This window comes from uncultured Pseudomonas sp. (assembly GCF_913777995.1).
GTDB lineage: Bacteria > Pseudomonadota > Gammaproteobacteria > Pseudomonadales > Pseudomonadaceae > Aquipseudomonas.
This window is the reverse complement of record NZ_CAJYVE010000008.1, coordinates 50,671-69,530: the sequence shown is the minus strand read 5'-3', so window position 1 is coordinate 69,530 and position 18,860 is coordinate 50,671. Positions and strand designations below refer to the sequence as shown.

Sequence of the window (18,860 nt, the reverse complement as noted above, 5' to 3'; positions counted from 1 at the left end):
ACACCACCTACACAGCGAGAGGCCTTTTCTTACGCATACCCTCAGCAGGCATCCGCTGCTGTACCATGCCCGCTTCCCCTTGCAGTCCTCCGGAGCCGGCCATGTCTTCAGCCAACGACCTTCAAGCCCGAACCACGCTGACCCAGTCCGGTCGCACGGCGGACAGCGGCCCAGGGCTGTCGGTCAATCCACCGGTGGTGCGCATGAGCACCGTGCTGTTCGACAGCCTGGCCGACTTGCGCGAAGCCGAAGCCCGCCGCGCGCAGAGCGAACGCTCGCTGACCTATGCGGCCAACGGCAACCCCACCGCCTTCGCCCTGGAAGACCTGATCAACGACCTGGAAGGTGCCCATGGCACTTGCCTGTTCCCCACCGGCCTGAATGCCGTGGGGCTGATGTTCCAGGCCTTCCTGCGCCCCGGCCAGCACGTCCTGATCACCGACGCGGTGTACCCACCGGTGCGGCGCCTGGCGCGCACCCTGCTGGCGGCCTTCGATATCGAGGTCGACTACTATCCCGCCGACGCCAGCGGCATCGAGGCACTCATCAAGCCCAACACGCGGATGATCTACGCCGAGGTGCCCGGCTCGCAGACCTTCGCGATGTGCGACCTGCCGGCCTTGTCGCAGCTGTGCAAGGCGCGCGGCCTGCTGCTGGCGGTGGATAACTCCTGGGGTTCGGGTGTGCTCTATCGCCCGCTGGAGCTGGGCGCGGACATTTCCCTGATGGCCCTGACCAAGTACGTCGGCGGCCATTCGGACGTGATGATGGGCAGCGTCAGCACCACCGAGGCGCATTTCGCCACGCTCAAAACCATGCAGATCGCCATGGGCTCGACGGTCAGCCCGGACGACGCCTACCTGGCCCTGCGCGGCGCCCGCTCGCTGGCCGCGCGCCTGGCCATGCACGAACGCAACGCCCTGCAGGTCGCGCAGTGGCTGCAGGCCCAGCCGCAGGTCATCCGGGTGATGTACCCGGCGCTGCCGGAACATCCCGGCCATGCCATCTGGAAGCGCGACTTCCACGGTTGCAACGGCCTGCTCAGCTTCGAGTTCGACAGCCCGCAGCCAGACGCCTGCGACCGCTTCGTCGACGCCCTGCGCCTGTTCGGCATCGGTTACTCCTGGGGCGGCTTCGAGAGCCTGGTGACTCAGATCCAGGCTCAGGGTGACAGCGGCCCACGGCAGATCCTGCGTTTGCAGATCGGCCTGGAGAACCCGGACGACCTGATCGCCGACCTGCAGGCCGGCTTCACCGCCCTCGCCCAGTCGGCCTGAGCCCGGCCATTTGCCCCGATGGCGCGGCTCTGCTAGTGTCGCGCCGGTTCAACCGCTAACCGGAATAGCCCCATGGCCCGCAAGAAAGCTGCACTGGATTTCGAACAGTCCCTCGCCGAGCTGCAGACGCTGGTCGAGCGCCTGGAGAATGGCGAGCTGTCGCTGGAAGACTCGCTGACCGCCTTCGAACAGGGTGTGCGCCTGACCCGTGAATGCCAGGGCGCCCTGGCCCAGGCCGAGCAGAAAGTGCAGATGCTGCTCGAACGTGACGGCGAACTGGCCGAGATGCCCTTCGACGCGGAACAGCCCGAATGATCGCGACCTATCAGGCCCAGTGCCAGACCCGCGTGAACGCTGCCCTGGAACCGCTGTTCAAGGCGCCGGCCGCCGAACTCGACCGGGTCTACGCCGCGATGCGCTACAGCGTCATGAACGGCGGCAAGCGCGTGCGTCCGCTGCTGGTCTACGCGGCCTGCCAGGCTCTGGGCGGTGCGCCCGAAGACGCCAATGGCGCGGCCTGTGCCGTGGAACTGATCCACGCCTACTCGCTGGTCCACGACGACCTGCCGGCGATGGACGACGATGACCTGCGCCGGGGCCAGCCGACCACCCACAAGGCTTTCGACGAAGCCTGCGCGATCCTTGCCGGGGACGGCCTGCAGAGCCTGGCCTTCAGCGCCCTCGCCGACCCGCGCCTGAACAACCGTGACGCCGAGACCCGCCTGCAGATGGTCGACGCCCTGGCCCGCGCCGCCGGCCCTGCCGGCATGGTCGGCGGCCAGGCCATCGACCTCGGCTCGGTGGGCCTGAAGCTCGACCAGGCGGCGCTGGAGAACATGCACCGGCACAAGACCGGCGCGCTGATCGAAGCCAGCGTGCGCCTCGGCGCCCTGGCCAGCGGCCACGCCGATGCCGCACGCCTGGATGCGTTGCAGCTGTATGCCCGTGCGATCGGCCTGGCCTTCCAGGTTCAGGACGACATTCTCGACGTGGAAAGCGATACCGCCACGCTGGGCAAACGCCAGGGCGCCGACATCGCCCGTGACAAACCGACCTATCCCGCCCTGCTGGGCCTGGAGGCGGCCAAGGCCTATGCCCTGGAACTGCGCGATCAGGCCCTGGAGGCACTGCGCGGCTTCGACGACGCTGCCGAACCGCTGCGCGAGCTGGCCCGCTACATCGTCGAACGACGCAGCTGAGCCGCACCGCACGTCGCCCGTGGCGAATCAATATGGATTCGCCACGTCAAAGCCTGCAGCGGTATCCATCCACGACGCACTTCATGGGCAGCCTGCGACTCATAGGGTAAACTGCCGCGTCCTCTACTTATAACGATTCGCCTGATGCCCAAGACGTTCAAAGAGATCCCCCGCGAGCGCCCCGCCACTCCGTTGCTCGACCAGGTCGAGAAACCGGACGACCTGCGCCGCCTCGGTGAAGCCGAGCTGGAAACCCTCGCCGATGAACTGCGCCAGGAACTGTTGTATAGCGTAGGCCAGACCGGCGGCCACTTCGGTGCCGGGCTGGGTGTCATCGAGCTGACCATCGCCCTGCACTACGTGTTCGACACCCCGGACGACCGCCTGGTGTGGGACGTCGGCCATCAGGCCTATCCGCACAAGATCCTTACCGGTCGCCGCCAGCGCATGACCACCCTGCGCCAGAAAGACGGCCTGGCCGCCTTTCCGCGCCGCTGCGAGAGCGAGTACGACACCTTCGGCGTCGGCCACTCCAGCACCTCGATCAGCGCCGCCCTGGGCATGGCCGTGGCCGCTCGCCTGCAGGGCTCGCCACGCAAGTCCATCGCGGTGATCGGCGACGGCGCGCTGACCGCCGGCATGGCCTTCGAGGCGCTGAACCACGCGCCGGAAGTGGGCGCCGACATGCTGGTGATCCTCAACGACAACGACATGTCGATCTCGCGCAACGTCGGCGGGCTGTCGAACTACCTGGCCAAGATTCTCTCCAGCCGCACCTACACCAGCATGCGCGAAGGCAGCAAGAAAGTGCTGTCGCGCCTGCCCGGTGCCTGGGAAATCGCCCGCCGCACCGAAGAGTACGCCAAGGGCATGCTGGTGCCCGGCACGCTGTTCGAGGAGCTGGGCTGGAACTACATCGGCCCCATCGACGGCCACGACCTGCCGACCCTGGTCGCCACCCTGCGCAACATGCGCGACCTCAAGGGCCCGCAATTCCTGCACGTGGTGACCAAGAAAGGCAAAGGCTTCGCCCCCGCCGAGGTCGACCCCATCGGCTATCACGCCATCACCAAGCTCGACCCGCTGGACGCCCCGGCCAAGGCGCCTAAGCCTGCTAGCGGGCCGAAATATTCCGGCGTGTTCGGGCAATGGCTGTGCGACATGGCCGCCCACGACCCGCGCCTGGTCGGCATCACCCCGGCCATGAAGGAAGGCTCGGACCTGGTGGCGTTCAGCGAGCGCTTCCCACAGCGCTACTTCGACGTGGCCATCGCCGAGCAGCACGCCGTGACCCTGGCCGCCGGCATGGCCTGCGAAGGCAGCAAGCCGGTGGTGGCGATCTATTCCACCTTCCTGCAACGCGGCTATGACCAGCTGGTGCACGACGTCGCGGTGCAAAACCTCGACGTACTGTTCGCCATTGACCGCGCGGGGCTGGTGGGCGAAGACGGCCCCACCCACGCGGGCAGCTTCGACCTCTCTTACCTGCGCTGCATCCCGGGCATGCTGATCATGACCCCGAGCGACGAGAACGAACTGCGCAAGATGCTCACCACCGGCTACCTGCACCAGGGCCCGGCCGCGGTGCGCTACCCGCGTGGTAGCGGCCCGAACGCGGTCATCGAGCCAGAGCTGACGCCCATCGAGATCGGCAAGGGCGTGGTACGCCGCCAGGGCCGGCGCGTGGCCATCCTGGCGTTCGGCGTGCAATTGAACGACGCCCTGCAAGTTGCTGAGAACATCGACGCCAGCGTGGCCGACATGCGCTTCGTCAAGCCGCTGGATGAAGCACTGGTGCAGCAACTGGCCGCCAGCCATGACCTGCTGGTGACCGTTGAAGAAAACGCAGTGATGGGCGGCGCCGGCTCGGCGGTCAGCGAATACCTGGCGCGGGCCGGCATCCTCAAGCCCGTGCTGCACCTGGGCCTGCCGGACAGCTACGTGGAACATGCCAAACCGGCACAGATGCTCGCCGAATGCGGTCTGGATGCCAAAGGTATCGCGGCGGCCATCGAAGCGCGGTTGACGCAGCTGGGCTGAATCCTGAACGACCCTTCGCGGTTGAAGCCGCTCCGACCGGATAAGCAAGCCCGGCGGGAGCGGCTTCAGCCGCGAAGCGACCGCCTGTTCACAGCAGATGCAGTGAATTTCCTCGCGCTTTCGCGGCTAAAGCCAATACTGTTCGGTTAGGCCGGGTAGGAGCGGCTTCAGCCGCGAAGCGATCGCCTGTTCACAGCAGATGCAGTGAATTTCCAGGCGCTTTCGCGGCTAAAGCCGCTCCTACCACGCCACATAACGACTCACTGAACAGTATCGGATTCAGGCCTGGTGCTGCACCGGCACCAGCCGTGGAATGCGGTACAGGCACAGCAGGCCCAGGCTGGCCAGGCCCAGCAGGAACACCAGCATGGCATGCAGGCTGAACAGCACACCGATCGCGGCGAACCAGGCTGGCAGGCTGGCGGCCAGGAAGGCCGTACGGCGGATGGCCGCCAGGCGCAGCCAGGCGGCAGGTTCCTCGGGCGTGTCGAGGCTGTTGCGGGTCATTTCCAGCGCCGCCTTGTAAGTGGCGTAGGTCTTGAGGCTGATGAACAGCGAGGCAGCGCCAGCCACGAACAGCAGCAGCGCCATGACCCCAGGCTCCGAAGCCTTGAAGAACACCAACGCCACCACCAGCGGTGCCAGGGCCAGGCCCAGTTGCCGCCACCAGGCCAGTTCAAGGCGCTGATACACCTCGCCCCGGGTCACGCCGGATCGACCTCGCCTTGATGCTCGTTGCCCATCATGTGGCCCAGCTTGCCGGCCTTGGTGGCCAGGTACAGCTTGTTGTGCGGGTTCTGCCCGGTATGCAGTGGCACCCGCTCAGCCACCTTGATGCCCATGTCGGTCAGCGCCTTGACCTTGCGCGGATTATTGGTCATCAGGCGTAGCGAACCGACCCCCAGGTGTTCGAGCATCGGCAGGCAGATGCCGTACTCGCGCATGTCGGCGGCGAAGCCAAGGCGCTCGTTGGCCTCGACGGTGTCGGCTCCGCCATCTTGCAGCTCATAGGCACGGATCTTGTTCATCAGGCCAATGCCACGGCCTTCCTGGCGCAGGTACAGCAGCACACCGCGGCCTTCGGTGGCAATCGCGCGCAGGGCGGCTTCCAGTTGCGAACCGCAATCGCAGCGCTGGCTGAACAGCGCATCACCGGTCAGGCACTCCGAATGCACCCGGCCCAGCACCGGTTCGCCATCGGCGATGTCACCCAGGCTCAGGACGACGTGTTCGCGCCCGGTGGCCGACTCGAGAAAGCCATGCATGGTGAATTGCGCGAAAGGCGTGGGCAATTTGGAAGCGGCGACAAAAACGACGGGCACCGTTTGCTCCTAACTATGAAAGCTGAAAAGGCAACGCCGGTGCGGCACTGCCTTGGATCGGGAAAGCCGCATTGTAACAGCAGGTTCCAGCCGACGCTTATGCCGAATATTCGCTGGTTGCTATCGGAAAGCTAGATGAAATTCAGGGCCCATACCAGGCCCTGAAGCGACAACCACGCCATGGCACCGGCCAGCACATCGTCGAGCATGATCCCGGTACCGCCCTGTACATGGCGGTCGCACCAGCCGATGGGCCAGGGTTTGAGGATGTCGAAGAAGCGGAACAACACGAATCCGGCCAGCAGCCAGGCCCAGCCCGGCGGCACCAGCCACAGGGTGATCCACATGCCGACGATCTCGTCCCAGACGATGCCTTCGTGGTCATGTACGCCCAGGTCGTCGGCGACCTTGCCGCACAGCCAGCAGCCGAACAGCGCACTGGCGACCAGCATCGCGGCGTACCCCCAGAATGGCAGCAGTTGCAACAGAGGGATGAACGGGATGGCAATCAACGAGCCCCAGGTGCCCGGTGCCTTTGGCAGGGTGCCGGTACCAAAACCGAACGCCATGAAATGCCAGGGGTTGGTCCATACCGAAGGCGGGACGAACTCGGCGGAAATCTTCTCGGGGTTGTTGTTCACGAATCCACTCGGAAATGTTGGTAGCCCCGCACAGTGGGGGTGATGTCCTGGCCACGGGCGTCGAGCAGGGTGACGCCCTCGCCGGCCACGGCACGGCCAATGACCGTCACCGGCCAACCGGCCGCCTGCAGTCCAGCCAGGTGCTCGGCCGGCAGGGTGAAGGCCAGCAGATAGTCGTCGCCGCCACTCAGGGCGGCCTGCAGCGCCGCGTCGTCACCCAGCAGGGCACGCAGCGCGGTACCGATCGGCAGGCGTTCACGCTCGACCAGCAGACGCAGTCCGGAAGCCTTGGCGATATGCCCGCAATCGGCCAACAGGCCATCGGAGATGTCCAGTGCCGCCGTCGCCTTGCCCCGCAGTGCCTGGCCCAGCGCCAGTTGTGGCTGCGGCGCCCAGTAGCGGGCCAGCAAGGCCTCGGCCAGCGCCGGTTCGGCCGAGCGCTGGCCCAGCACCAACGGCAAGGCGCCGGCACCCTCACCCAGTTCGCCGCCCACGCACAGCAGGTCGCCCGGCCGGGCACCCCGGCGCGTCAGCGCCTGGCCTGCGGGTACGGCGCCAAAAACGGTCAGGGTCAGGGACAGCGGGCCACGGGTGGTGTCGCCGCCGATCAGCCGCAGTGCGCAGCCTTCGGCCATGCGATTGAGGCCTTCGGCGAAGGCTTGCAGCCAGCCGGCCTCGAAACTCGGCAGGGTCAGGGCCAGGGTGAAACCGAGGGGCCGCGCGCCCATGGCGGCCAGGTCACTGGCCGAGACACCCAAGGCGCGCTGGCCGAGCAGCAGCGGGTCGCAGCCCTCGGGGAAATGCACACCGGCCACCAGGGTGTCGGTGGATACTGCCAGTTGCTCGCCAGGCGCCAGGTCCAGCAGCGCACAGTCGTCGCCGATCCCCAAAGCAACGCCATCGCCGCCCTGCGCACAGGGCGCGGCGGCGAAGTAATGACGGATAAGCTCGAACTCACCCATGCAGCCCCCTGAAAACGGCCGGCGCTGCCATCGCGGCCTGTTCGTGCCCCGCGCTGGCGGCCCCGGCGACGTTTTCAGAGGCGCCCGTCATCAGCGTTTATGGGCTTTGACTTCAGCGGCGCGCAGGGTCGGGGCCAGTTTGTCGAGCACACCGTTGACGAACTTGTGGCCATCGGTAGAACCGTAGACCTTGGCCAGTTCGATGGCTTCGTTGATGACCACACGGTACGGCACGTCGATGCGGCGCAGCAGCTCGAAGGTGGACAGGCGCAGCACGGCCAGTTCGACCGGGTCCAGTTCGTCGATGCTCAGGTCCAGGCACGGCTTGAGGGCGCCGTCGATTTCACCCTTGTGGGTGGCCACGCCGTGCAGCAGCTCGCGGAAGTAGCCGCCATCGACGGTGCTGAAGTCGTTGTCGACGCGGAACTGCGCCTCGATTTCGTTCAACGAATGGCCAGCCATCTGCCACTGGTACAGCGCCTGGGTCGCCAGTTGGCGGGCTTCGCGGCGCTTGACAGTCTTGCTCTTGGCGGCTTCCGGCGATTTGGGCTCGCGCGGGTTGAACTTGTCGCTGTCGTCGGAAATCACTTGGCCTCCAACTGCGCAAGCAGACTGACCATTTCCAGGGCCGACAGGGCGGCTTCAGCGCCCTTGTTGCCCGCCTTGGTGCCAGAACGCTCGATGGCCTGCTCGATGGTGTCGACGGTCAGCACGCCGAACGCGACCGGTACGCCGAACTCCATGGAGACCTGGGACAGGCCCTTCACGCATTCACCAGCCACGTATTCGAAGTGCGGGGTGCCGCCACGGATCACCGCGCCGAGGGCGACGATGGCCGCGAACTCGCCACGCTGGGCGACCTTCTGCACCACCAGCGGAATTTCGAAGGCGCCAGGCGCGCGGATGATGGTGATGTCGCTTTCCTTGATGCCGTGGCGTACCAGGGCATCGACCGCGCCGCTCACCAGGCTTTCCACGACGAAGCTGTTGAAACGGCCAACCACCAGGGCGTAGCGGCCTTGCGGGGCGATGAAGGTACCTTCGATGGTCTTCAGGGTCATTCGCTTGGGTCTCGTATTAAAGAGCAAGTCCGCCCAGCGGCGGACTTTGAGAATGTTAGGTCATGAATCACGATGCACATGAGACAGCCGGCAAAAAGCAGTTTTTTGCCGGCTGCGGGGGGTGTCGTCATTCCGATGGCACGTATTCTACAACTTCCAGGTCGAAACCGGATATCGCGTTGAACTTCATCGGCGAACTCATCAGGCGCATCTTGCGCACGCCAAGGTCGCGCAGGATCTGCGAACCGGCGCCTACGGTGCTGTAGGTGCTCGGCAGCTTGATCGGCTGCTGACCGGCGGTCTCACGGATGTGCGCGAGCAGCACGTCCCCATCGAGCGGGTGACCGAGCAGCAGCACCACACCGCTGCCGGCCTCGGCCACGGCGGCCATGGCCGCACGCAGGCTCCAGCGACCAGGCTGTTTGATCAGCAGCAGGTCGCGCAGCGGGTCCATGTTGTGGACCCGTACCAGAGTGGGCTCGTCGGCGCTGATGGTGCCCAGGGTCAGGGCCAGGTGCACTTCGCCTTCCACCGAGTCGCGGTAGGTCACCAGGTTGAAGTGCCCCACTTCGCTGTCCACCGGCTGCTCGGCGACGCGCTGGATGGTGCGTTCGTGGGTCATCCGGTAGTGGATCAGGTCGGCGATGGTGCCGATCTTGATGTCGTGCTCCAGGGCGAAGGCTTCCAGCTCGGCGCGACGCGACATGGTGCCGTCGTCGTTCATGATCTCGCAGATCACCCCGGAAGGTTCGAAACCGGCCATGCGCGCCAGGTCGCAGGCCGCCTCGGTGTGCCCGGCGCGCACCAGGGTGCCGCCCGGCTGGGCCATCAGCGGGAAGATGTGCCCAGGGCTGACGATGTCTTCAGCCTTGGCGTCGCGGGCCGCGGCGGCCTGCACGGTACGCGCACGGTCGGCGGCGGAGATGCCGGTGGTCACGCCCTCGGCGGCCTCGATGGACACCGTGAACTTGGTGCCGAAGCCCGAACCGTTGCGCGGCGCCATCAGCGGCAGCTTGAGCGTTTCGCAGCGCTCGCGGGTCATCGGCATGCAGATCAGACCGCGCGCATAACGGGCCATGAAGTTGATGTGTTCAGCCTTGACGCATTCGGCGGCCATGATCAGGTCGCCTTCGTTTTCGCGGTCTTCGTCATCCATGAGGATGACCATCTTGCCCTGACGAATGTCTTCGATCAGGTCTTCAATCGTGTTGAGCGCCACTCGGCACCCCCTTGGGTCAGGATTTCAGGTAGCCGTTGGCGGCCAGGAAGCTTTCGGTGATGCCGCCCTGGGCCGGCTCGGCGGCCTTGTCACCGAGCAGCAGGCGCTCGAGGTAACGGGCCAGCAGGTCGACCTCCAGGTTGACCTTACGACCCGGCCGGTAGTCGGCCATGATGGTCTCGGCCAGGGTGTGCGGCACGATGGTCAGCTCGAACTCCGCGCCATGCACGGCGTTGACGGTCAGGCTGGTGCCGTCGACGGTGATCGAACCCTTGTGGGCGATGTATTTGGCCAGCTCGCGCGGGGCGCGTACGCGGAACTGGATGGCGCGGGCATTTTCCTCGCGCGAGACGATTTCGCCCACGCCGTCGACATGGCCGCTGACTAGGTGGCCGCCGAGGCGCGAGCTGGGGGTCAGGGCCTTTTCCAGGTTGACCCGGCTGCCGACCTTGAGGTCGACGAACGCCGTTACGTCGAGGGTCTCGCGGCTGACGTCGGCCCAGAAACCGTCGCCAGGCAGCTCGACGGCGGTCAGGCACACGCCGTTTACCGCGATGCTGTCGCCAAGCTTGACGTCGCCCAGGTCGAGCTTGCCGGTTTCCACGTAGACGCGGACGTCGCCGCCTTTGGGGGTCAGGGCCCGGATGCTGCCGATGGATTCGATGATGCCGGTAAACATGAGGTCCTCCGCTGGGACTGGCTGCCCGGAAGGTTCGGGCAAAGCCGGGAATTATACGCCTGGCGTGGGCACAGGCAGAGCGATGACGTGCCAGTCGTTGCCGATGGCGCGCATTTTCACGATTTTCAGCGCCAGCGCTTCGCTCATTCGCGACAGCGGCAGGTCCAGCAGCGGCCGCGCTTCGGAGCCGAGGAACTTGGCGGCGATGAAAATCTGGAATTCGTCGACCAGGCCCAATCGAGTGAAGGCGCCAGCCAGGCGCGGGCCGGCCTCGACCAGCACGTCGTTGACGCCAATGGCCCCCAGCGCATCGAGCAGCGCAGGCAGGTCGACGTGGCCGTCGCTGCCGGGCAGGTTCACCAGCTCATGCCCCTGCGCCTGGTAGCGGGCGTCGGCGTCTTCGCCTGCGCAGGTCACTACCATGGCAGGGCCGGCCTGGAAGAATGGCTGGTCCAGCGGCACCCGCAGGCGCCCGTCGATCAGTACCCGCAGCGGCGGCCGGGCGGCGGCCAAGGCGGTGAGTTCGGCGTCCAGGCCCAGCTCGGCGGAGCGCACGGTGAGACGCGCCGCGTCAGCGAGTACCGTATCGGCGCCACTGAGCACCACGCTGGACTGCGCGCGCAGGCGCTGCACTTCGGCGCGCGCCTGGGGACCGGTGATCCACTGGCTTTCGCCGCTGGCCATGGCGGTGCGACCGTCCAGGCTCATGGCCAGCTTGACCCGTACATAGGGCCGGCCGCTTTCCATGCGCTTGATGAAACCACTGTTCAGCGCCCGGGCCTCGTCCTCCAGCACGCCGCTGTCGACCGCGATACCGGCCTCGCGCAGGCGCTGCAGGCCACGCCCGGCAACCTGCGGGTTGGGGTCCTGCATCGCCGCGACCACGCGCCCCAGGCCGGCGGCGACCAGCGCTTCGGCGCAGGGCGGGGTACGCCCGTGGTGACTGCAGGGCTCCAGGGTGACGTAGGCGGTGGCGCCACGAGCCCGCTCACCGGCCTGACGCAGAGCATGAACTTCAGCATGCGGCTCACCGGCACGCACGTGCCAGCCCTCGCCTACCACCTGGCCGTCGCGCACGATCACGCAGCCGACCCGTGGGTTGGGATGCGTGGAATACAGCCCCTGGCGCGCCAGCTCCAGGGCGCGCGCCATGTAGTGGGCGTCGAGGACGCGTTGTTCGCTGCTCATTCCTTCCCCGGCTCGCGCGCCAGGCGCTCGATCTCTTCGCGGAATTCGTTGAGGTCCTGAAAGCGCCGGTACACCGAGGCGAAACGGATGTAGGCAACTTCATCGAGTTTCTGCAGCTCGCCCATGACCAGTTCGCCGACCACCAGCGACTTGACCTCACGCTCGCCGGTGGCGCGCAGTTTGTGCTTGATGTGCGCCAGCGCCGCTTCCAGGCGCTCGACACTGACCGGGCGCTTTTCCAGGGCACGCTGCATGCCGGCACGCAGCTTGTCTTCATCGAATGGCTGGCGTCGGCCGTCCTGCTTGATCAGCCGTGGCATGACCAGTTCGGCGGTTTCGAAGGTGGTGAAGCGTTCGCCGCAGGCCAGGCATTCGCGACGGCGACGTACCTGCTCGCCTTCGGCAACCAGGCGCGAATCGATGACCTTGGTGTCGTTGGCAGCGCAGAAGGGACAGTGCATGGGGTGGCAAGCCACTGGAAAAAGGGGAGCGCCATGGTAGCGCATCTCATCGGCATGACAAGACTCAGGCGGCGCTGGACAGGCGGGCACGGCGATATGAAACTGCCGCTATTGATTCACACCGATGCGGGAGCCCCTCAGGTGCTCCTGCTGCCTCGCCGGAGTCCGCATGTCACCGAAACACATCGTCGCCCTCGCCCTGGCCGCCTTGCTGGCCGCCTGCAGCAGCACCGAACCGCCGCCCGCGCCGCGACCGGCCGCACCGGTCGCCAAGGTTCCCGAAGGCCCCGGCCCACTGCTGCCTTATCAACGCGAAGTGAGCGGCCAGTTGCTGGGAGCGCCCGCCGGTGCCGAGGTCGAGATGGCCATGCTGGTGGTCGACGAACGGGGCCGGCCGCAGAAGCTGCTGACCAGCAGCAAGCTGCAGAGCACCGGCCAGTCACTGCCCTTCCAGCTGCGTTTCAACCCCGAGGCGTTCCCGGCCGGGGCGCGGGTCGAGCTGCGTGCCCGGGCCATCCAGTCCGGGCAATTGGTCATGCACCTGCCGTCGATGCGCATCGAGCAACCCGTGACCCAGGCCCTTGGCCCCCTGCAGCTCGTCAAGGCGCCGTGAAGGCGCTACAGGAGGCGCTGGGCGAGCTGCTGGGTGATGCCCGGCTGGTCGTGACGCCGCTGCCGGACACCGACCTGAGCCTGTGGCTGATCGACCCGGCCAACATGGACCGCGCCTTCTGCGCCGAGGAAACCCGGCGCATTCTCGAAGAACCGCCGTACTGGAGTTTCTGCTGGGCCAGCGGCCTGGCCATGGCGCGCTTTCTCGCCGAGCAGCCGCATTGGGTGGCTGGCAAACGGGTGCTGGACTTCGGCGCCGGCTCGGGCGTGGCGGCCATCGCGGCCGCACGGGCCGGCGCGCTGGAAGTGGTGGCCTGCGATCTCGACCCGCTGGCGCTGGCCGCCTGCCGTGCCAACGCCGTGCTCAACCAGGTCACGCTGGGCTATTCGGCGGACTTCTTCAATGAGGCCGACCGCTACGACCTGATCCTGGTCGCCGACGTGCTCTACGACCGCGCCAACCTGCCGCTGCTCGACCAGTTCCTCAGCCGTGGCCGTGAGGTATTGGTGGCCGACTCGCGGGTACGCGACTTCCAGCACCCCGCCTACCGCCCGTTGGGCAAGCTCCAGGCGCTGACACTGCCCGACCTGGCCGAGCCCTGGGAATTTCGCCAGGTCAGCCTGTACCACGCGGCACGCCAGGGCTGAACCACACTCATCGCACCTTGACGCCAGCCGGCGGTCCTACGCGCAGCACGGCTTTCGGCAATGTGCCGTGGGCTTTATAGTTGGCAACATTCTGATATGCCGAGACGCGCAATGAGCCAGGACACGCCTTACATCTACGACGTCACCGTCAACACCTTCGATCAGCAGGTCATCGAGAAGTCGTTCCAGCAGCCGGTGCTGGTGGACTTCTGGGCCGAGTGGTGCGCGCCCTGCAAGGTCCTGATGCCACTGCTGGCGCAGATTACCGAGAGCTACCAGGGCAACCTGGCGCTGGCCAAGGTCAACTGCGACATCGAACAGGAAATCGTCGGCCGCTTCGGCATTCGCAGCCTGCCCACCGTCGTGCTGTTCAAGGATGGCCAGCCGGTGGACGGCTTTGCCGGCGCCCAGCCGGAGTCGGAAATCCGCAAGCTGCTCGAAGCCCATGTGCAGATGCCCGCGCCCCGCGCCGCCGACCCGCTGCAACTGGCCCAGGAACTGTTCGCCGAGAGCCGCTTCGCGGAAGCCGAGGCGCAGTTGAAGGTGCTGCTCAGCGAAGACAACAGCAACGCGCGCGGGCTGATCCTCTATGCTCGCTGCCTGGCCGAGCGCGGTGAGCTGAGTGAAGCCCGCACCGTTCTCGACGCGGTGAAGAGCGACGATGCGCACAAGGCCGAACTGGCCGGTGCCAAGGCGCAGCTGACCTTCCTCGCCCAGGCCGCGCAACTGCCGGACGGCGCCGAACTGAAAAGCCGCCTGGCGCAGAACCCGCAGGACGATCAGGCGGCCTATCAATTGGCGATCCAGCAGCTGTCGCGTCAGCAATACGAAGCAGCGCTGGACGGCCTGCTCAAGCTGTTCATCCGCAATCGCAGCTATGACGAGGGTCTGCCGCACAAGACCCTGCTGCAGGTGTTCGATCTGCTGGGCAACGATCACCCGCTGGTCACCACTTATCGCCGCAAGCTGTTCGCTGCTCTCTACTGACGCCAGTGGGAGCTTGCGAAGCCCTCGCCTATCCGACCCAGCTGTACAGCGGTGCATCCGCGCCGCTTTGCACCTTCACACTGGCGTTGTGACGCAAGCGCACCAGCAGGCGCTTGGCGGCGGATTCACTGCCGGTCAGATCTTCCAGGCGCCCGGCCAGCTCCGGGCCGCTGAGCTGCCCGGCCTCGCGCAGCAGTTCGCAGGCCGCCTGCCAGAGCCGGTCATCCTGGTTCGCCGGCCGAGCGGCGGTAGGTGCGGCGGGCCTGGCCGGAGCCTCGACGGGCGATGCTTTGCCCAACAGCCCAGCCAGGCTGGCCCAATCACTTTCATCCAGTTCGATGTTCAGGTCCACCGGCCACTGGCCGATGCTTCCGCGAATCCGCATAGTCTGTTTCCCCAACGATCAGGCCGCCATGCTCCCACAGCCGTCCTGCCCTGCCCACCCACCACAAGCCGGGCGCAGCAGCGAAGTCGACGCGAAGGAAAAAAACCGGCATCATTCAGCGCGCCCGTTATAAGATTACATTACATTTTGTAACCCTCTCCCTGGAGCCTCACCCATGCGCCGCCTGTTGCTCGCCCTGCCCTTCGCCCTGCTGCCTCTGGCCGCCCCTCAGGCCTTCGCTGCCGCCGAACATGACCACGATCACGAGCATGAAAGCCTGGGCGCCCACGAACACGGCGTCGGCCGCCTCAACGCCGTGCTGGAAGGCAAGACCCTGGAGCTGGAATTCGACAGCCCTGCCATGAACATCGTCGGCTTCGAACATGCCCCTGGCAGCGACGACGACAAGGCCAAGCTGGCCAAGGCCCGCGAGCTGCTGCTCAAGCCCAATGCGCTGTTCAGCATCTCTGAAGCGGCGCAATGCTCGGCGCGCTCGGTGAAACTGGAAAGCCCGCTGTTCGGCGACAAGGACGACGACGATCACGATGAAGATGAACACGCCAAGCCCGACGAGCATCATCACGAGCACAGCGAGATCCACGCCAAATACATCTTCACTTGCGATGCACCGGCGATTCTGAAGAAACTCGACCTCAGCCAGGTGTTCAAGACCTTCCCGGACACCAAGAAGCTGCAGGTCCAGCTGATCTCCCCCGGCGGGCAGTCGGGTGCCGAGGTGATCGCCGCCAACCCCAGCGTCAAGTTCTGACCCCTGGTGCCACAGCGACCGGGCCTGCCCGGTCGTTTCGTTTTCCCCATCGAGAGTCAGGGCATGAGCCAGGCACTTATCGAACTGACGGACCTGGGTTTCAACTGGCCCGGCCACCCGTTGTTGCTGGACATTCCGGCCTTCCGCCTGGAAGCCGGTGAAACCCTGTTCCTGAAAGGCCCGAGCGGCAGCGGCAAGACCACCCTGCTCGGCCTGCTGGGCGGCGTGCAGTTGCCGGTGCGGGGCAGCATCCGCCTGCTGGGCGAGGAGCTGAACCGGCTCTCGGCCGGCGCCCGTGATCGCTTCCGGGTCGACCACACCGGTTACATCTTCCAGCAGTTCAACCTGCTGCCGTTTCTTTCCGTGCGTGAAAACGTCGAACTGCCCTGTCACTTCTCCCGGCTGCGCGCCGACCGCGCCTGCCAGCGGCATGGTTCGGTGGCTGAGGCCGCGGTTGCCCTGCTCGCTCATCTCGGTTTGAAAGACACCACGCTCCTGGATCGCCGCGCCGATGCCCTGTCCATCGGCCAGCAACAACGCGTGGCCGCCGCACGAGCGCTGATCGGCCAGCCCGAGCTGGTGATCGCCGACGAACCGACCTCGGCCCTGGATGCCGACGCCCGTGAGGCGTTCCTGCAGTTGCTGTTCGCCGAATGCCGCGAGGCCGGCTCCAGCCTGCTGTTCGTCAGCCATGACCAGAGCCTGGCCGCCTTGTTCGATCGCAACCTGTCACTGGCCGAGCTCAATCGCGCCGCCGTCGCCGTGGAGATTTGAGATGTATCTGCTTCGCCTGGCCATGGCCAGCCTGGCCAACCGCCGCTTCACCGCGTTCCTTACGGCGTTCGCCATTGCCCTGTCGGTCTGCCTGCTGTTGGCCGTGGAACGCGTACGCACTGAGGCGCGGACCAGCTTCGCCAGTACCGTGAGCGGCACCGACCTGATCGTCGGCGCCCGCTCCGGCTCGATCAATCTGCTGTTGTACTCGGTGTTTCGCATCGGCAATGCGACCAATAACATCCGCTGGGACAGCTTTGAACACTTCGCCAACCACCCGCAGGTGAAATGGGCGATTCCGATTTCCCTGGGTGACTCGCACCGCGGCTACCGGGTGATGGGCACCAGCGAGGCGTACTTCGAGCATTACCGCTACGGTCGCCAGCAAGCCCTGGAGCTGGCCCAGGGGCGGCCATTCCAGAGTGACCCGTTCGAGGTGGTGCTCGGCGCCGAGGTGGCCGAGGCACTGCACTACAAGCTGGGCGACAAACTGGTGCTGGCCCATGGCGTAGCGACCATCAGCCTGGTCAAGCATGACGATAAACCGTTCACCGTGGTCGGCATCCTGAAGCGCACCGGCACGCCGGTGGACCGCACCCTGCACATCAGCCTGGGTGGCATGGAGGCGATCCACATCGATTGGCACAACGGTGCGCCGGCCCGTGGCAACGAGCGCATCTCTGCCGACCAGGCGCGCAACATGGACCTCACGCCCAAGGCCATCACCGCCTTCCTGCTCGGGCTCAACAGCAAGATCTCGACCTTCAGCCTGCAACGCGAAATCAACGAATTCCGTGGCGAACCCCTGCTCGCCATCCTGCCCGGCGTAGCCCTGCAGGAGTTGTGGAGCCTGATGGGCACGGCAGAGAAAGCGCTGTTCGTGATCTCGCTGTTCGTGGTGCTCACCGGGCTGATCGGCATGCTCACCGCGATCCTCACCAGCCTCAACGAGCGGCGCCGGGAAATGGCCATTCTGCGTTCGGTGGGCGCTCGCCCTTGGCACATCGCCAGCCTGCTGATTCTCGAAGCCTTCGCCTTGGCCCTGGCTGGCGCGGTGGCCGGGCTGGCGCTGTTGTACCTGGGTATCGCTGTGGCGCAGGGCTACGTGCAGTCGGAATACGGCCTGTACCTGCCGTTGGCCTGGCCCAGTGAATATGAATGGACACTGCTCGCTGGCATTTTGGGTGCGGCGCTGTTGATGGGCGTGGTGCCCGCCTGGCGCGCCTACCGCCAATCCCTGGCCGACGGCCTGTCGATCCGCCTATGAGGACCTCTATTGTGCGACGCCTGCTGCTTGCCCTGCTGCTTTGCGCCCCGCTCGCCGGTTGGGCGGCCGACCCTCAGGTGCTGACCTGGGAAGAGCTGATTCCACCGGACGCGCCCCCGGTGAAGCCGGTAACCCAGCCGCTCCACGACCTGTCGAAGATGGGCGATGCCCTGGCCATGGAAGCGGCCCCAGCGGCCCATCAACTGGCGCCGGACGCGCCGGTGGTCAAGGCGCTGGATGGCAAGCAGGTGCGCTTGCCGGGCTATATCGTGCCGCTGGAGGTCAGCGAGGAAGGACGGGTCACCGAGTTTCTGCTGGTGCCCTATTTCGGCGCCTGCATCCATGTGCCGCCGCCGCCGGCCAACCAGATCGTACATGTCACCAGCGAGCTGGGCGTGAAGGTCGACGAGCTGTACCAGCCCTACTGGATCGAAGGACCGATGCAGGCCAAGCACAGCAGCAGCGAGCTGGCCGAGGCGGGTTACCAGATGGAAGCCGACAAGATATATGTCTACGAGTTGTCCGATTCCTGAGCGTTTCGGACCTGAGGCGCCACTCATCGACCTTTCATTGAGCTGAGTCAAGGCCGCGGCGCAGACGCCCTCCTACCATGGCTCCAGACCTTTTTAACCGCTCTGGAGCTTCCATGAACAAGTCCCTGCTGTGCGCCTCGGTGTGCGCACTCGCCCTTGCCGCCCCGCTCGCCGCCCAGGCCCACCAGCCCGGCGATTTCATCGTGCGTGCCGGTGTAGCCCACGTCGACCCGCATGAAGACAGCGGTGAACTGCGCCTGGACGGTACCAAGGTTTCCGGCACCAAGGCCTCGGTGGACGGCGAAAACCAGCTGGGCCTGACCTTCGCCTACATGCTCAACGAGCACGTCGGCATCGAGCTGCTGGCCGCCACGCCGTTCAGCCACACCGTTTCGGTCCATGGTCTGGGCCCGGGCCTGGACGGCAAGCTGGCCGACATCAAACAACTGCCGCCAACCCTGTCGCTGCAGTACTACCCGATGGCCGCGTCCTCGGCCTTCCAGCCGTACGTTGGCGTGGGCCTGAACTACACCAAGTTCTTCGACACCGATCTGACCGGCAACCGCAAGGACCAGGGCTTCAGCAACCTCAAACTGAAGGATTCCGTAGGCCTGGCCGGGCAGATCGGCATGGACTACCAACTGACCGAGCACTTCCTGCTCAACGCCGCCGTGTGGTACGTGGACATCGACACCAAGGCCAGCGTCGACGGCCCTTCGGCGCTGAGCGTCGGCAAGACTAAAGTGGATGTGGACATCGACCCGTGGGTCTACATGGTGGGTGTGGGCTACAAGTTCTAAGCGCCTGACCAGGGCCGGGAAAAACCTCGCGGGGCG

Annotated in this window: 23 protein-coding genes; 12 read left to right on the top strand and 11 right to left on the bottom strand. The window is 66.0% G+C overall.

What is annotated here, in order from left to right; genetic code table 11:
* Positions 1-101: 101 nt before the first annotated feature.
* The 4 genes from metC (at position 102) to dxs (ending at position 4,516) form a co-directional block, all read left to right on the top strand.
* Complete coding sequence (gene metC, locus QZ497_RS02250; protein WP_295470675.1) at positions 102-1,277, top strand: cystathionine beta-lyase; 1,176 nt, start codon at positions 102-104, stop codon at positions 1,275-1,277.
* Positions 1,278-1,349: 72 nt separating this feature from the next.
* Positions 1,350-1,592 (top strand): exodeoxyribonuclease VII small subunit, encoded by a 243-nt coding sequence (locus QZ497_RS02245; protein ID WP_295470673.1) that lies wholly within the window; start codon positions 1,350-1,352, stop codon positions 1,590-1,592.
* Positions 1,589-2,476, top strand: coding sequence for a (2E,6E)-farnesyl diphosphate synthase (gene ispA, locus QZ497_RS02240; RefSeq protein WP_295470672.1), 888 nt, complete (start codon positions 1,589-1,591; stop codon positions 2,474-2,476). The genes QZ497_RS02245 and ispA overlap by 4 nt, the downstream gene beginning before the upstream one ends.
* A gap of 144 nt (positions 2,477-2,620) precedes the next feature.
* Complete coding sequence (gene dxs, locus QZ497_RS02235) at positions 2,621-4,516, top strand: 1-deoxy-D-xylulose-5-phosphate synthase (protein WP_295470670.1); 1,896 nt, start codon at positions 2,621-2,623, stop codon at positions 4,514-4,516.
* 279 nt (positions 4,517-4,795) lie between these two features.
* Here the strand turns inward: dxs and QZ497_RS02230 are convergent, their stop codons facing one another.
* The 10 genes from QZ497_RS02230 to nrdR form a co-directional block, all read right to left on the bottom strand.
* Positions 4,796-5,224 carry an MFS transporter gene (locus tag QZ497_RS02230; RefSeq protein WP_295470668.1) on the bottom strand — a complete coding sequence of 143 codons (429 nt, stop codon included), beginning with the start codon at positions 5,222-5,224 and terminating at the stop codon, positions 4,796-4,798.
* Positions 5,221-5,838: a GTP cyclohydrolase II gene (gene ribA / locus QZ497_RS02225; RefSeq protein WP_295470666.1), complete on the bottom strand. Its 618-nt coding sequence runs from the start codon at positions 5,836-5,838 to the stop codon at positions 5,221-5,223. Before ribA ends, QZ497_RS02230 begins: the two co-directional genes overlap by 4 nt.
* Positions 5,839-5,969: 131 nt before the next feature.
* Entirely contained in the window at positions 5,970-6,479 is a 510-nt protein-coding gene (locus QZ497_RS02220) for a phosphatidylglycerophosphatase A (RefSeq protein WP_295470665.1), read from the bottom strand.
* Positions 6,476-7,441: a thiamine-phosphate kinase gene (gene thiL, locus QZ497_RS02215; protein ID WP_295470664.1), complete on the bottom strand. Its 966-nt coding sequence runs from the start codon at positions 7,439-7,441 to the stop codon at positions 6,476-6,478. Before thiL ends, QZ497_RS02220 begins: the two co-directional genes overlap by 4 nt.
* Positions 7,442-7,531: 90 nt before the next feature.
* The gene (gene nusB, locus QZ497_RS02210) at positions 7,532-8,029 is read right to left on the bottom strand and encodes a transcription antitermination factor NusB (RefSeq protein WP_295470663.1); all 498 of its coding nucleotides are present in this window, start codon (positions 8,027-8,029) and stop codon (positions 7,532-7,534) included.
* Complete coding sequence (gene ribE / locus QZ497_RS02205) at positions 8,026-8,502, bottom strand: 6,7-dimethyl-8-ribityllumazine synthase (RefSeq protein WP_295470662.1); 477 nt, start codon at positions 8,500-8,502, stop codon at positions 8,026-8,028. Before ribE ends, nusB begins: the two co-directional genes overlap by 4 nt.
* 127 nt (positions 8,503-8,629) lie before the next feature.
* Positions 8,630-9,721 carry a bifunctional 3,4-dihydroxy-2-butanone-4-phosphate synthase/GTP cyclohydrolase II gene (gene ribBA / locus QZ497_RS02200; protein ID WP_295470661.1) on the bottom strand — a complete coding sequence of 364 codons (1,092 nt, stop codon included), beginning with the start codon at positions 9,719-9,721 and terminating at the stop codon, positions 8,630-8,632.
* A gap of 16 nt (positions 9,722-9,737) precedes the next feature.
* A complete protein-coding gene (locus QZ497_RS02195; RefSeq protein WP_295470660.1) occupies positions 9,738-10,400 on the bottom strand; it encodes a riboflavin synthase in 663 nt (220 codons plus the stop codon).
* 51 nt (positions 10,401-10,451) lie between these two features.
* Positions 10,452-11,588 carry a bifunctional diaminohydroxyphosphoribosylaminopyrimidine deaminase/5-amino-6-(5-phosphoribosylamino)uracil reductase RibD gene (gene ribD / locus QZ497_RS02190; protein ID WP_295470659.1) on the bottom strand — a complete coding sequence of 379 codons (1,137 nt, stop codon included), beginning with the start codon at positions 11,586-11,588 and terminating at the stop codon, positions 10,452-10,454.
* Positions 11,585-12,049, bottom strand: a complete 465-nt coding sequence (gene nrdR, locus QZ497_RS02185) for a transcriptional regulator NrdR (RefSeq protein WP_295470658.1) — start codon at positions 12,047-12,049, stop codon at positions 11,585-11,587. The genes ribD and nrdR overlap by 4 nt, the downstream gene beginning before the upstream one ends.
* 169 nt (positions 12,050-12,218) lie before the next feature.
* Here nrdR and QZ497_RS02180 point away from each other — a divergent pair, with 169 nt between their 5' ends.
* The 3 genes from QZ497_RS02180 to trxA all read left to right on the top strand — a co-directional run bounded on the left by QZ497_RS02180 (position 12,219) and on the right by trxA (position 14,296).
* Entirely contained in the window at positions 12,219-12,662 is a 444-nt protein-coding gene (locus QZ497_RS02180; RefSeq protein WP_295470657.1) for a YbaY family lipoprotein, read from the top strand.
* Positions 12,659-13,309: a methyltransferase gene (locus QZ497_RS02175; RefSeq protein WP_295470656.1), complete on the top strand. Its 651-nt coding sequence runs from the start codon at positions 12,659-12,661 to the stop codon at positions 13,307-13,309. Before QZ497_RS02180 ends, QZ497_RS02175 begins: the two co-directional genes overlap by 4 nt.
* Before the next feature lie 111 nt (positions 13,310-13,420).
* Entirely contained in the window at positions 13,421-14,296 is an 876-nt protein-coding gene (trxA, locus tag QZ497_RS02170; RefSeq protein WP_295470655.1) for a thioredoxin, read from the top strand.
* Between the two features lie 28 nt (positions 14,297-14,324).
* On the opposite strand, the gene QZ497_RS02165 is transcribed toward trxA, so the two are convergent.
* Complete coding sequence (locus QZ497_RS02165) at positions 14,325-14,681, bottom strand: hypothetical protein (RefSeq protein ID WP_295470654.1); 357 nt, start codon at positions 14,679-14,681, stop codon at positions 14,325-14,327.
* Positions 14,682-14,856: 175 nt separating this feature from the next.
* Between QZ497_RS02165 and QZ497_RS02160 the strand changes: the two genes are divergently transcribed.
* The 5 genes from QZ497_RS02160 (at position 14,857) to QZ497_RS02140 (ending at position 18,824) form a co-directional block, all read left to right on the top strand.
* On the top strand, positions 14,857-15,450 hold the full coding sequence (locus QZ497_RS02160) for a DUF2796 domain-containing protein (RefSeq protein ID WP_295470653.1): 594 nt from the start codon (positions 14,857-14,859) through the stop codon (positions 15,448-15,450).
* Between the two features lie 63 nt (positions 15,451-15,513).
* Positions 15,514-16,224 (top strand): ATP-binding cassette domain-containing protein, encoded by a 711-nt coding sequence (locus QZ497_RS02155; RefSeq protein ID WP_295470652.1) that lies wholly within the window; start codon positions 15,514-15,516, stop codon positions 16,222-16,224.
* A 1-nt stretch (position 16,225) separates the two neighbouring features.
* The gene (locus tag QZ497_RS02150; RefSeq protein WP_295470651.1) at positions 16,226-17,491 is read left to right on the top strand and encodes an ABC transporter permease; all 1,266 of its coding nucleotides are present in this window, start codon (positions 16,226-16,228) and stop codon (positions 17,489-17,491) included.
* Positions 17,488-18,024 (top strand): DUF3299 domain-containing protein, encoded by a 537-nt coding sequence (locus QZ497_RS02145; protein ID WP_295470650.1) that lies wholly within the window; start codon positions 17,488-17,490, stop codon positions 18,022-18,024. The genes QZ497_RS02150 and QZ497_RS02145 overlap by 4 nt, the downstream gene beginning before the upstream one ends.
* Positions 18,025-18,137: 113 nt before the next feature.
* Positions 18,138-18,824, top strand: coding sequence for an OmpW family outer membrane protein (locus QZ497_RS02140; RefSeq protein WP_295470649.1), 687 nt, complete (start codon positions 18,138-18,140; stop codon positions 18,822-18,824).
* The last annotated feature ends 36 nt before the right edge of the window (positions 18,825-18,860 follow it).

Coding starts and splice junctions, on each gene's coding strand:
- nrdR (WP_295470658.1), bottom strand. CDS start 12,049: ATGCACTGTCCCTTCTGCGCTGCCAACGACACCAAGGTCATCGATTCG.
- QZ497_RS02180 (WP_295470657.1), top strand. CDS start 12,219: ATGTCACCGAAACACATCGTCGCCCTCGCCCTGGCCGCCTTGCTGGCC.
- QZ497_RS02160 (WP_295470653.1), top strand. CDS start 14,857: ATGCGCCGCCTGTTGCTCGCCCTGCCCTTCGCCCTGCTGCCTCTGGCC.
- dxs (WP_295470670.1), top strand. CDS start 2,621: ATGCCCAAGACGTTCAAAGAGATCCCCCGCGAGCGCCCCGCCACTCCG.
- QZ497_RS02155 (WP_295470652.1), top strand. CDS start 15,514: ATGAGCCAGGCACTTATCGAACTGACGGACCTGGGTTTCAACTGGCCC.
- QZ497_RS02145 (WP_295470650.1), top strand. CDS start 17,488: ATGAGGACCTCTATTGTGCGACGCCTGCTGCTTGCCCTGCTGCTTTGC.
- ribE (WP_295470662.1), bottom strand. CDS start 8,502: ATGACCCTGAAGACCATCGAAGGTACCTTCATCGCCCCGCAAGGCCGC.
- ribD (WP_295470659.1), bottom strand. CDS start 11,588: ATGAGCAGCGAACAACGCGTCCTCGACGCCCACTACATGGCGCGCGCC.
- thiL (WP_295470664.1), bottom strand. CDS start 7,441: ATGGGTGAGTTCGAGCTTATCCGTCATTACTTCGCCGCCGCGCCCTGT.
- QZ497_RS02140 (WP_295470649.1), top strand. CDS start 18,138: ATGAACAAGTCCCTGCTGTGCGCCTCGGTGTGCGCACTCGCCCTTGCC.
- QZ497_RS02195 (WP_295470660.1), bottom strand. CDS start 10,400: ATGTTTACCGGCATCATCGAATCCATCGGCAGCATCCGGGCCCTGACC.
- ispA (WP_295470672.1), top strand. CDS start 1,589: ATGATCGCGACCTATCAGGCCCAGTGCCAGACCCGCGTGAACGCTGCC.
- metC (WP_295470675.1), top strand. CDS start 102: ATGTCTTCAGCCAACGACCTTCAAGCCCGAACCACGCTGACCCAGTCC.
- QZ497_RS02150 (WP_295470651.1), top strand. CDS start 16,226: ATGTATCTGCTTCGCCTGGCCATGGCCAGCCTGGCCAACCGCCGCTTC.
- QZ497_RS02245 (WP_295470673.1), top strand. CDS start 1,350: ATGGCCCGCAAGAAAGCTGCACTGGATTTCGAACAGTCCCTCGCCGAG.
- QZ497_RS02165 (WP_295470654.1), bottom strand. CDS start 14,681: ATGCGGATTCGCGGAAGCATCGGCCAGTGGCCGGTGGACCTGAACATC.
- trxA (WP_295470655.1), top strand. CDS start 13,421: ATGAGCCAGGACACGCCTTACATCTACGACGTCACCGTCAACACCTTC.